Below are 12789 nucleotides of genomic sequence, written 5' to 3'. Positions count from 1 at the left end.
CCATGGACTCACCAGCCACGTTCCTCGAGGAACACGGTGAGAAGTTCTTCCTCGGGGTGTATTTCCTCATCATGGTCGTCGTCGCCGGGCCGCTGTTCTTGACCCTCGGCGAAGCGTGGGTCGCGTCCGACGTGTTCCGGCCGCTGATACTCTCGTTAAACCCCCTGTTGTCGATATCACTCGAACAGTTCTCAGCGGCGGTGTTCGGGATCTATCTCGGCTTGCTCCTACTGATGACAATCGACCCGAAAAAACGGGTCCAAGGCGCGCTGCTCTGGCTCGGAACCGGGTCTGCCCTTATCGGACTGCTCTCGATCGGCCTGTTCATCCCGAACATCGATTTCGCCGCGAACGTCGCGTGGCTCGGCGCCGGCCTTGTGGGTGGAACCGTCATCGGTGGCGGCAAACAGCTCATGGAAGTTCGAACCACCTCCGCACTCGAGTTCCGCCAGTCGGCGAGTATTCTGTTTTACCTCATCACTGCCATCGTTCTCGTCGGCCTCGTCGAATTCCACGTCAACTTCCCGCAGTTCATCGACCCGTCGGGTGGCACGGTAGAGATCATCGCGCCGGAACCGACGGTCTCGGTCGCGTGGGGCGGGCTCACCACGAACATCCTGATGGCCGGGGTGTTCGTCGTGACGCTCCGCCGGTTCGTCACGTACGACTCCTCGGAGAACTTCTTCGTGCTCGGCCCGCCGGGATCGGGGAAATCGCTGTTTCTCGTCGGCAAGTATCTCGCCGCACTCGACGACGCAGTCGACAGGAAAAGCGACACGCCGCTGAATCCGAGCGGCGATCTGATGGAGCTCGTCGGCAGACTCGACGCTGCGACCAAAAGCGCCGGCTGGGAACTCGACTCGACGGGCGCGACGGAGGTCGAGGATCTCCAGTTCCGATTCGTTAACGGCCGGGTCTTCCCGAAGAACATCGAGCTGTCGAGCCTCGATTACGCCGGGGAGTATCTCGAAGAGCTCCCGGGGGCACTGATGAGTCCCGACTCGGAGATCGACAACTCCACGGTCCAGTTGCTTTCCGACCGCGTTCGGGCGGCGAACACGCTCATCTTAGTGATCGACGTCGAGCGCTATCACAACAACGAACCGCTCGGTATTGAGCCGTACTTCGACATTCTCGATACGGCCGACAACAAGGACGTCCTGTTGGTGGCGACGAAGTCCGACATTCTCGCGGAGCAGTTCGAAGACGAGCAGGCGCTGGACCCGCACCAGTACTTCGAGGACTTCCGCCAGTACGTGAACGACACCCTGATCGAGAACAACCAAGCGGTACGGACGCTCGTTCAGGACACGTCTGGCTCGGAGATCCATCCGGTGTACTACGAGACGACGGTGAACGACGACGGCGAACGCGTGCCGATGCGCGACCGGAACGGGAACGTGATGACGGTCGGATTCGAGGAGATGTTAGAGAAACTGGGGTGATCACGAATGTCAACGCTACGCATCTATGACACGAAGGGGAACGCGTACTCCCCCGATGGTACCGCGACGGGATCAGACGAGCAGATCAAAGAGCTGTTTTACGGTGGGGTTCGGCTCGCGATCCGTTCAGATCACAGACACGAAATCAGCCTGTTCTTCCGTGCTCGCGAGACCCGCAACGCCCGCACAGAGCAGTTCTACGCCGTCTACTCCGTCGACAACTCCTCAGCGCCGCTCCAGGACCTCGTCACGGATCTCACGACGCGTATCGAGTCCGAGTGGGGGTACACGATCGACGAGTCCTCCGAAGAGATGCAGGTGTACCGCGAACTGAAACGCGGGAACACGGCCCTCCCCGGCGACAGTACGGAACAGGATATTCTCTCCGAACTCGTCGCCTCTCGCAATTCGGTGACGGTGGGGGTGTCGGATGAACGGAATGCCCTCGGTCTGCTCGACGAGTACCTCGGCGAGTACGACCAAGCGGCGGTCGCCGATTCGACGGACGCGGACGTCCTCTCGAGGTTTGATCTCGTCGTCACGCCCGGTGGACATCGCGGTATCACCCCGCTCGGCGAGACGGAAGCGCGGTGGGAGTCGACGTCTCGGTCACTCCGTGATAAGCATATCAAAGAGGAGATCGCGTCGATACGCGAGTCGGTGGAGACGCTCTCACGCGAACACGGCCTCTCGAACGGAGAGATACGAAAGCGCGTCCAAAGCAGCGTTCCCGCGCTCAAAGCACCCGCGACCAGTTCGAACCTCGGATCGACAACAAGCGGATCGGACGATGATTATCTCATTCCGCCGAAAGCCGGTCTGTACGTCGCTGTCGGCGCTATCGTCCTGCTTGTCCTGTTCGCCGCAGTTACCTTCGGCCCGCAGGTGTTGGGAGCTATCGGACTGGTAGATGCCGGCGACCAGGCCGGAAACGCGGAGCTGAACGTGAACGGGACGCTCGTCGACAACGCCACCGACGAGCAGATCAGCGCGACCGATGTCGAGTTCGTCGAACTCCGCAACGGGACCGGGACGGTGATGAACAGCACCGAACAGCCGGAATACAACTTCACCATCACTGAGGGAGACATCGAGAACGCCACGCTGGTCGCCTCCGTGGATGGGTACGAGGAACGGCGGATGAACCTCTCCCAAGACAGTCCCGGGGGCGATCTCCGGCTTGATCCGTCTCAATCGCTCGTTGAGGGGAGCGTAATCGATTCGGAAACCGGCGATGGCGTCTCAGACGCAACCGTGACACTCACCAACGACGAGAATGAGACCGACGAGACGACCACCGCAGACGGAGGAGAGTACTCCTTCGAAAACGTGGCGTCCGGCGAGTACACGCTCTCGGCGAACGCGGACGAATACGCCGCGTCGGACGGACAACAGATTACCGTGGACAGCTCGGAGACGCAGGTCGACGCCATCGAGCTGGCACCGAACGTCTCGGCGTCAATCCAGTTCGTCGATGAGAACGGCTCCGCCGTCACCCGCGAAGACGTGCGCCTGATCGACGCTGAAACAGATGAGCCGATCCGCAGTTCCAAAACCAATACCGACGGCTGGTACAATATAAGCGTCGCGGCCGGCACGTACGAGGTCGAACTCACGAGCGGCGACTACGAAGGCACGACCGCGGAGGTCGTCCCCGATGGCCGAGCTTCGAGAGAAATATATCCGGGAGAAGAGTTCGAGATAGTGGTCGAAGCCACCGAGTCTGCGTAGCCGCTCACACGGCCTCGTGCTCTCCGACAGCCCCGGAGATGTCGCCGCCGGGGAACACGGCTGGCGGGTCGCCGTCGGCCGTCAGCGCCCGTGGCCGCCCTTGATGTCCTCCCCGCACTGACTCGGGAGGAGTCCCACGTTGTGGCGTCGTTCACCGACCCGCGGAGGCGTCGTGCGGGGTCGCGCGCGCTCTTTTGGAACCGTTGTGACGGGCTGGCCTCCCCGCTCGCTCGTGGTCGTCCCCCTCGACTCGCGCGGGCCGTGCCATCGGCCCGGCTCCGCATCGTCGGTTTCTCGCAGGAAGTCTCTGCGGCCGTGAGGTGCGTCTCTCGAACCCGCACGGGTACGCCAGCGTGCCCGCGGCGACCTGTCCCTTCGCGGTCACTCGGGGCACGCTGGCGTGCCCGTCCGCGCTTCCGACTCGGATCCGAGACCGCTGCCGTATTCTACCCACCGTCCGACACATCTCCGCCACCGACCTCCCGACGATCGGTTTCGGGCCGCGTTAGCTCGTCAGGGCCATCCAGACGTCTTCACCGACCTTCCACAGCTGCCGCGCCACGATCTTCAGGTCGTACGCGAACGACTGCTCGCGCACGTACTGGAGGTCATGTCTCCCCGAAGGATCGACCACAGCTGGGGGAGCTCGACGGTGTATCGCTTGGGATGACCACGTCCCCAACGCTGTTCTTCTTATTCGCGCTTTCCAGATACAATAGCGGCGGCATCGACCAACACCTTCCAAATCTGTCGCGTCACGATCTTCATATCGAAACTGAACGACTGCTGTTTGATATACTGGAGGTCGTAGCGGATCTTTCGGTCCGGTTCCTTGCCGGTCACGTCGTTGATCTGTGCTAATCCAGTTAAGCCCGGTTTCACAAACCACCGCTTCGGCCAGTCGTCGACGCCGTGCTGGATGTCGGCATCAATTTCAGGACGTTCGGGCCGTGGCCCGACAACGCTCATATCCCCCGATAGCACCGCCCACAGCTGTGGAATCTCGTCGAGGTGTGTCTGCCGTAGCACGCGCCCGACGCGTGTCACCCGGGGGTCGACACCACCATCGTCTTCGTCACTGATTTTCACGCCTGTCGCGGACTCGGCGTTCTCGACCATTGACCGGAATTTATACACGTCGAAGGTTTCACCGAATACGGCGGTCCGATCCTGTTGATACAGGACCGATCCCCCGTCCTCAAGCTTGATCGCCACCACGATGGCGAGGATAACCGGTGACAGTCCGATCAGCCCCGCCCCCGCGAACGCGACATCAAACGCGCGTTTCAGGATGTGGTCTTGAACGTCCCAGGGTTCGATGTCGATATCGACGAGGGTCCCTGGGTCATCCTCCGCGAGTAGCACTGTATCCGCTGTGTCACGGTGGGCCTTCGCGGCGACGCCGTGTTCGTAACAGGCGTCGAGAGCGCCGAAGAACTCGGCCCGATCTGTCTCGCCAAACGCCAGAATCACCGTGTCGACGTCGTGTGTGACCAGTACGTCTTCAAGCCGTGAGAGGCCGCCAAGTTGTTCGAGACTACTATTTAGTTCTCTGCCGCCGTCCGCCACAGAAGCGATTCCAGCCCCTGTCGCCTCGTGGTCTTCTGTTGATTGACCGTGGGCTCCAGCGTGCGCCTGTGTGGGGAACAGGTAGCCGAGCAGCACGAGGTCCGTTTCACGGGCGGCCTGGGTGACCTGTGCGATTTCCGTGAGATCGTCCCCGACGATGATCGCACGCTCGCCGCGCGCCTCGGGCCGGCGCAGCCAGACGAACCATGCCGGCAGCACGACCAACAGCAGCGGCGTGATCAACACCAGCGTCAGCCGCGGCACCTTGTACGTGTAATCGAAGTAGCCGATGGTCGCGAGCGCGAACACGGCGACGAACGTGCGCTTGTGCGCGAGCGCGACGATGTCGAGGATCCGCCGCGGCCGCGGCTTGTACAGCGGGACGAACGCGGCCGTCACGACAGCGACGGTCAACGCGACCTCGATGATGAACTCCGCCCCGGCGGGCGGGTCCACCGGGAGGCGATCGAAGACGGGTACTATCGCCGCGGTCGCCTGAACGGTCCCGTTGTTGGCGAGCATCACCGCGAGCGCAACGAGGGCAGCGACGCCCCCCACGCTCGCGGCGCGGTACCGCCATCCCGTATCCATTACCAACTACTGTCACATGTATCGAGTTAAACACTATGTTTCCCGTTTCGGCGATGGGGTAGGGATCGAGCGTCCCTGACAGCTCTCCGACCAGCCGCTGTGTCCCGCCCGCGACCGAAACCGCTAATCGGCGCCCCCGACAGATGACAGCCAATGCCCGCGCCTGAGGAGACGACCGCGGCCGCGCGCGAGTTCCTCGCCGACCACCCCGAGGCCGAGGACGCCCTCACAGCTCTCGTCGAGCGCGACGCCCGCGACGCGCCGTGGACGTTCGCCGACATCGCCCTCGACTCCGGCCAGTTCGGCGAGCTCGTCGCTCGGGATCTCGCGACGTCCGTCGACGACGGCTATCGGCTCGAAAATCCGGCCGCGATCCGCGCCGCGATCGAGGCTGGGCCCGCCCCGGCCGACGGTGCGGACGCGGCCGCCGGGGCGGCCGCCCCAGCCGAGAGCCCGGCCGACTCGACGCCGTCCGGTGATGTCCGTGCCAGGCTGTCGCAACTCCCCACTTCAGCCGACGTCGATGTCGTCACCCTCCTCGGGCTCGTCGGGACGCTGCTGGCGGTTGCCGGCGCACGACTCGTGGCCGCGCCCGCGGTGTTCCAGCAGGGGTTCGTCGTCTCGCCGGCCAACGACACGTACTTCTTCCGCTACTGGCAGGAGCGGCTCGCGGCCCGCGCCGACGGAGTCTTCGATCTGGGGCTGTTCGCGGACATGGGCGGGGCCGCGGGGACGCGCCCGCTCGCCCACGCGATCAATTGGTGGGTGACGGTCCTGCTCGGCGGCGTCGACGCCGCGCCCGCGGTCGCCGCGTGGCTCCCGGTCGTCGCGTCCGTCTGTCTGGGGTACCTCGTCTACCGGCTCGCGCGCTTGCTCACCGACGACGTGCGGGTCGCACTCGCGGCGGTGCTGTTCTACGGGCTCGCGCCCGTGAACGTCGTCTACACCTCCGTCGGCTTCCTCGATCATCAGGCTCACCAGTACCTGTGGCTGGGGCTCCTCGTCCTGACGCTGACCGCGCTCGGGGTCGACGTGACGCGGCGAACTACCCACACTGACCCGCAGGCGGCCGTCCGGGCACACGCACGCGACGCGACGATGTGGCTCGTCGCGCTCGCGCTCGCCCTCGCCGTGGCGGCGTCCGCGCACGCGTACGGCGGCTCGCCGCTCACGTTCGTCCCGGTCGCGGCCGTCGTCGGCCTCCGCGTCGCCCTCGACGTTCGTCACGACGTCTCCCCGGCCGCCGCCAACGCACCGCTGCTCGGCGGACTGGCGCTCGGCGGCGGCTTGGCACTTGCCGCGCATCTCGCCTTAGGGTGGCACGAGTCGATCGCCGCGATTACGCCCGTCCTCGTGGCCGGGGGCGCGCTCGTCGTCGTCGGACTGGGCGAGCTGTGGCGGCGGGTCGCGTGGCCTCCCCTCGCGCTCGTCGCGGCCGAGGCGGTCGTCGCCGTCGGCGGACTCGTCGCGTACGCACGCCTACGCCCAGGCGACGTTGAACGGCTCCAGACGCGTGCGGACGACCTGTTCTTCCGCGAGGGGATCTCCGAGACGACCTCGCTGTTTTCTCCGGACTTCGCGGTGATATTCGGGCCGCTGCTCCAGCTCGGGCTCGGCTTCTACTTCGCGATTGCGGTCCTCGGGGTCGCGACGTGGGCGGTCGCCCGCCGCTACGAGCCCGGATGGCTCGTTCCCGTCTGTTTCGCGTGGTACTACACGCTGCTCGCGACGGTTCAGGTGCGGTTCGCGGGGCAGTTGGCGATCTTCATCGCGCCGTTCGCGGGGATCGGGCTCGTCTACCTGCTCTCAGCGATCGACATCGCACGCCCTGTGGCCGCCCTCGGGCAGGGCAACGACGCCGAGCCCGTGTCAACCGGGACTCGCTCGAGTCGCTCCCGGTCGAGTCGCGCCGGAGCGGACGATGTATCGAGCGAGGGGAACGCGATCACCTCGCTCGCGCTCCCGGCGGGGACCCGCCTGCGCGGGTACCTCGCTGCGACCGTCGCGCTCGTGTTGCTGTTCAATCTCCTCCTCGTTCCGTCGCTCGTCGGGCAGACGACCCACGACCGCGCGCAGTTCGACGCCGCGCTCACGGTCGATTCCCACGCCGAGGAGGTCGACCGGGAGTACCCGCGGAACTTCGTGTTGAGCCAATGGGGCGACAACCGCATGTACAACTACTTCGTGAACGGCGAGGCGCAGGGGTACGGCTATGCCCGGAGCAATCACGACCAGTTCCTCGCCTCGTCAAACCCGGACGACTCCTACGATCGGTTCCGAGACCGGGTCGGGTACGTCGTCGTCACCGACCGCGAGAACGCGCCCGCGACGAACACCACCTACGCGGCGCTCCACGAGGGGCTCGGGCTCGGCGCCAACGACACCGCTCCGACCGGCCACTACCAGCTGCTCGCGAGCGACGACGGCGTGCGGACGTTCGCGGTCGTCCCCGGCGCGACGATTGAGGTCTCGGAGCCGAGCGGCGAGGCGGTGACCGCGACGACGACTCTGACAATCGACGGTGGATCTGACGACACCACGTACGAGTACGCGCGTAACGCGACGGTCGCAAACGGCACCGCGACGATTCGCGTCGCGCATCCCGGCGAGTATCAGGTGGGCAACGAGACCGTCACGGTGACCGACGACGACGTGCTCGCGGGCAATCAGACGACTGTCCCACCAGCGTAAGCGGTCCAGCCGGTACCGAAATAGCAAAACGGAGCCGAACGGGCACAGACGACCGGACGTCCCCTACCGCCAGCGTGACTGCCCGGTCGCGTGGACCCGTAGGCCCCGGTTGAAGGAAGGCTGTCTCGGCTTGTACCCCTTTCGGTCGGACCGACTGCGACGGAATATCGGATTCATACTCACCGATTCATATGCCCACCATGACCAACTCCGAACACCTCGAATCCGAAAACGGGCGCCTCAGCGCCTGAGAAGCCTGTGAGACGCATTCACACACAACGATGATCGACACAAAGTACTTATACCGACCGCTTTAACAAGCTGACGCAGCCCCTACCCCACAATGCGACACGACCGCAAGTAATCCGCGTCGAGTCCGGCCGTACCACATCGAGTGTGTTGGCAGACGACGAACGGGCGATTCAGGCGAGGACAAAGCAGACTGTCGCGACGCAGAACACAACACAACAATGACAAACGACAATAACACACGCAAGAAGGCTAACGCGGTCTTCTTTGCGGCGGTCATGGTCGTATCCATGGTTGCAGTCGGCTTCGCTGCTGCTCCAGCAGCTGCCGCTGCTAACAGTGCGACCATTGACTCTACGCAACCGGTAACTCCGGACGAGAGTACAGACATCTCGTTTAATACAGATGATTCAGATGACTATCAAATCGCTATCGACGCTGATGGCGACGGAACGATTCAAGAAGACGAGGTAGTCGCTAACACGACTAGTGGTGGCGACAGCGCCACCTTCACTCCGAGCGACGCTGCGGGACTCGGAGCAGACGCTGATGACACCTTCGATGTTGCAGTCATCGAAGCACCCAATTCGTCAGAAGCGGACGGTACTGATGTCAGTGCTGCTGACACTACCACTACTCTGGACGTTGATGGTGTGACTGATGACCTTCGTAAGGCAACTCACTACGCGAACTCGAGTACTGCCATCATCGAGCTCTCGTACTCGAATGATGTCACTATCCCTGACCAGAGCAACGCCGAAGTTGAAGTTGGTCTCGACAATGGTTCGGTCGTGACGATCGGACCCGGCGCGGCTACCTCATTCACTGAGGTTAGTGCCGGTCTCATTCAAGTCGATACCGGTACCACGTTCAATAACGTTCAGAACGTCTCTGTTGAAGCCGGCTTCGAAGATGCCGCTGGTAACGACGTGAGCGACGACGACTTCGATGTCACGTTCGCTCCGAGCGTCGTCAAGGTGAACGACGACTCCACCTTCGAGGCGTTCTCCGGTGAGAACGTTGCCCTCGAAAACGCCTCTGCCGACTCCACGTTCGATATCGACGGCCCCGGCGTTAGCCGGACCCGTGGTACGGGCACGAACAGCCTCGTGTACGTTCTCGACACCGACGACTTCGAGAACGGTGACTACAATATCACTAACGATGCTGATGTCACCTCCGTCCTCGAAATCAGCGACCTCGGCCTTGACGTTGAGGTCGATGAGGACGAGTTCACGACCAATGACGCGGTGACCGCGACGGTCACGTCCGACGCGATCAACCGCGAAATCACGGCCGACCTGCTCGACGACGACGGCGATGTCGTTGACACGGTCGAAACCTCGATCGACTCCGACGGTGAGGTCGCCGTCGACTTCGGTACCGTCGAAGACACTGGTACCTACACGGTCGAAGTCACTGACGACAACTCGGCGGTCTCCGTCGAGAGCGGTGACTTTGAAGTCACCGAGGCGCCCGAGGGTGACATCTCCTTCGAGGAGACGTTCATCACTGAGGAGCGCGGTGACAATGCGAACATCACGATCAACTTCCAGGGCGACGTCGAAACCGCCAACCTCACGATTGGCGACCAGGAAGAGGTCGGCTACGAGGCTAACGTCTCCGTCGACTCCGGCGGAGAGGACAGTGTCACGGTCGGCTTCAACACGTACGTTGCTGGCAACACCAGCACGCTGAACAACGCTGATCTCGTGTACATCGCTGACGGTGACAGCGACGCGGAGATCACGTCCGTGGACGAAAGCCCGGACAACCTCACCAACATCCTCGAGACGGGTACGTACCCGTTCGAGGTGAGCGACACGAGCTTCGATGAGATCGCCAACGGCAACTCCGACGCGGTCGGCGACCTCGAACTCGAAGAGCGTTCGGTTGACTCGTTCAACCTCTGGACCACCTCGGCTGACGTCTACGAGGACGTCGAAGATGTCGAGGACATCTCGAACGGTGTCGAGAACGACACCGTCGTCGAGACTGACTCGCTGACTGAGGGCGACGTCCTCATTCACGAGCTCAGCGCGACGGGTCTCGAGGGCGCCATCGAAGCGAACGGTGGCAGCCTCGCCGACCTCATCACGGATACCAGCTCTGCGAACGACAGCACGGGCATCGACCTGCGCATCCGCCAGACGGCCGACAGCACCGCGCCGAACTCGGAGCGTAAGCAGGTCGACGTTCAGCAGATGATCGCCGACGGTAACGTCGACATCATCTCGACCGAAGGCTCGTACTACATCGCGTTCGAAGAGAGCAACATCGTCCTTGATGACTCCAGCCGTTCCATCTCGGACGAGGACGCCTTCGACGTGCGTCTCCGCGTGAAGGACGAGCGCCTGCTCGACCCTGACGAGGACGAACTCGAAGACAGCGACGTGGACATCACGGACTTCTACGAGACCGCCACGGTCAGCTTCGAGTACGTCGAAGCGACTGGCGAATTCGATACGCCGGTCGAAGTCCAGGCCGCCGAGGATCAGACCATCACGGGCACGACCAACGCTGCGCCCGGTCAGGAGTTCACGGTCCGCGTGCGCTCCGACTCTGATGTCTCGCCCGGCTTCGTTCAGACTTCCGAGGACGTAACCGTCCAGTCTGACGGCTCCTTCGAGGCGACGGGTCTCGACCTGAGCGAGGCCTCGGTGAACGACACGTTCACCGTGACCGCGCAGCAGGCGACCTTCGACGCTGAGGAAGACGGCACCGTCGTCGAGACGGTCGGCGAGGCCGCCTTCCTCGAGGTCTCGGACCTCGAGCCCGCGGAGGCCACCGCCACTGCTGGTGACTCGGTCACGGTTTCGGCCACGATCGAGAACACCGGCGAGCAGGAGGCCACGCAGAACATCGCGCTCACGCTCGACGGCGACGAACTCGACACGACTGAAGTCACCCTCGCGGGTGGTAACAGCACGACGGTCGAGTTCACCGCTGACACGACCGGCCTCGACGCCGGCGACTACGAGCACGGCATCGCGTCCGACGACGACGAAGCCACCGGCACGCTGACCATTGAGGAAGACACCAGCGGAGACGACTCCTCTGGTGACGACTCCAGTGGAGACGATTCCTCTGGTGACGACTCCAGCGGAGACGATTCCTCTGGTGACGACTCTAGTGGAGACGACTCCTCTGGTGACGACTCCAGCGGAGACGACTCCAGCGGAGACGACTCCTCTGGTGACGACTCCACTGACGGCAGCACGCCCGGCTTCGGCGCGCTCGTCGCGCTCGTCGCCCTCATCGCCGCTGCGCTGCTCGCGACCCGCCGCAACGACTAACGTCGCTGCTACGGTCGCGACTCGCAGTCGCTAAACCATCGGCCCACGCGGGCCGACCCACACGCGGTCTTTCTTTATCGCGCTCACGCCGGCCAGCGGCGGCGCTCACGGTCGAAGTGTTGCGCTGATGCGTATCTATTTATCCGGTAAGTGTCACCGGTAACTACCGGCGACACCGCTCGATACGCACGACGTCTCGTATCCCGACTTGGCATCGGCTCGCTATCCGGGCGGATCGCCGGACTCTCGTTACGGTCGAATCCAAGGGTCAGCGATCGATAGAGTCGACGTTGTTCCTCACACGAGGTCCATCAACGAATCCCGGCACTGAGCACCAGGCCCGCTCTGAGCGAGCCGACTACTCGAGCCCGTCGTTCGACCGCGACTCGCCGCGAACGAGTCGACGGACGTCACTCGGCGGCGACGATGAACCCGAAAAGGACCGCAGATCGACTCCGCGTCCGGGACCGCTCCGACGCCGCCCGCGGTCGGCGGACCCTTACTCCTCGTCGCGCTCACGCCGGCCAGCGGCGGCAATCGCGCTCGCCGCGGACGATACTCGGCGAGCGCGTTCGGATCGAGGCGCACTGAGAGCCGGGGCCCGGAAAAACAGCTACTCCGTTTCGAGTCGCTCGTAGATGATCGCGTGGCGTCGACCGTCGAGTTCGCCCATCTCTAAGGCGATCTCTCGGCGTTCCGCCTCCGTCTCGGCCGACTGATACCGCTCGTACAGGCGGCGAACTTCGTCATCGACCGGAGTCGTGGAATCGCTACTGGACGCCATCTGTGTACTGTTAATCATGCCGGATCCCATTTAGCCGTTGCGGCGCGCACACGCACGAAAATACACGACGGCCGTCGCGACGTCGACGTCCGATTCGGCAGTCGCAAACCGGTGGAGCAAGGCTCGAATCTCGCCGCCGTACTCGAACGTGTACCCGTTCAGCATGTAGAAAACGACTACCGTCCGGAGCGCGGTTCGTTTATTCCCGTCGACGAACGGATGGTCGGCGACGAGCAACCGCATCAGGTGGACCGCCTTTTGATGGATCGTTTCTGGGCTCTCCCCGAAGTATCCCTCTGAAACGTACTGTAACGCCGATTCGATCGAATCTGTCGATCGGACACCCGGCTCCGTCACCTCGCCTTCCCTGACGACCTGCTCGTGTAGATCGCAGATGAGTTCGCGAGACGGATACGACAGTTCACCGGTCATA

At 63.4% G+C, this 12789-nt stretch carries 8 protein-coding genes; 4 read left to right on the top strand and 4 right to left on the bottom strand.

From position 1 onward, the window contains the following. Positions 1–2: 2 nt before the first annotated feature. Positions 3–1445: a hypothetical protein gene (locus tag F3H13_RS02580; protein WP_149797484.1), complete on the top strand. Its 1443-nt coding sequence runs from the start codon at positions 3–5 to the stop codon at positions 1443–1445. A 312-nt stretch (positions 1446–1757) separates the two neighbouring features. Beyond that, positions 1758–3176 (top strand): carboxypeptidase-like regulatory domain-containing protein, encoded by a 1419-nt coding sequence (locus F3H13_RS02575; protein WP_188127979.1) that lies wholly within the window; start codon positions 1758–1760, stop codon positions 3174–3176. Between the two features lie 505 nt (positions 3177–3681). On the opposite strand, the gene F3H13_RS16485 is transcribed toward F3H13_RS02575, so the two are convergent. Then, positions 3682–3810 carry a sugar transferase gene (locus tag F3H13_RS16485; RefSeq protein ID WP_149797482.1) on the bottom strand — a complete coding sequence of 43 codons (129 nt, stop codon included), beginning with the start codon at positions 3808–3810 and terminating at the stop codon, positions 3682–3684. Positions 3811–3869: 59 nt separating this feature from the next. After that, positions 3870–5336: a sugar transferase gene (locus F3H13_RS02565; RefSeq protein ID WP_149797481.1), complete on the bottom strand. Its 1467-nt coding sequence runs from the start codon at positions 5334–5336 to the stop codon at positions 3870–3872. Positions 5337–5489: 153 nt separating this feature from the next. Between F3H13_RS02565 and F3H13_RS02560 the strand changes: the two genes are divergently transcribed. Together F3H13_RS02560 and F3H13_RS02555 are read left to right on the top strand one after the other, a co-directional pair. Continuing rightward, a complete protein-coding gene (locus F3H13_RS02560; RefSeq protein WP_149797480.1) occupies positions 5490–8027 on the top strand; it encodes a hypothetical protein in 2538 nt (845 codons plus the stop codon). Positions 8028–8497: 470 nt separating this feature from the next. After that, entirely contained in the window at positions 8498–11572 is a 3075-nt protein-coding gene (locus F3H13_RS02555) for a BGTF surface domain-containing protein (RefSeq protein WP_149797479.1), read from the top strand. A gap of 613 nt (positions 11573–12185) precedes the next feature. Here the strand turns inward: F3H13_RS02555 and F3H13_RS02550 are convergent. After that, positions 12186–12356 (bottom strand): hypothetical protein, encoded by a 171-nt coding sequence (locus F3H13_RS02550; RefSeq protein WP_188127978.1) that lies wholly within the window; start codon positions 12354–12356, stop codon positions 12186–12188. A gap of 30 nt (positions 12357–12386) precedes the next feature. Further along, complete coding sequence (locus tag F3H13_RS02545; protein ID WP_149797477.1) at positions 12387–12788, bottom strand: type II toxin-antitoxin system death-on-curing family toxin; 402 nt, start codon at positions 12786–12788, stop codon at positions 12387–12389. Position 12789: the final 1 nt, after the last annotated feature.

Origin of the sequence: Halorubrum xinjiangense, assembly GCF_900102375.1 — an archaeon.
Classification (GTDB): Archaea; Halobacteriota; Halobacteria; order Halobacteriales; family Haloferacaceae; genus Halorubrum; species Halorubrum xinjiangense.
This window is presented reverse-complemented; position numbering and strand designations above follow the sequence as displayed.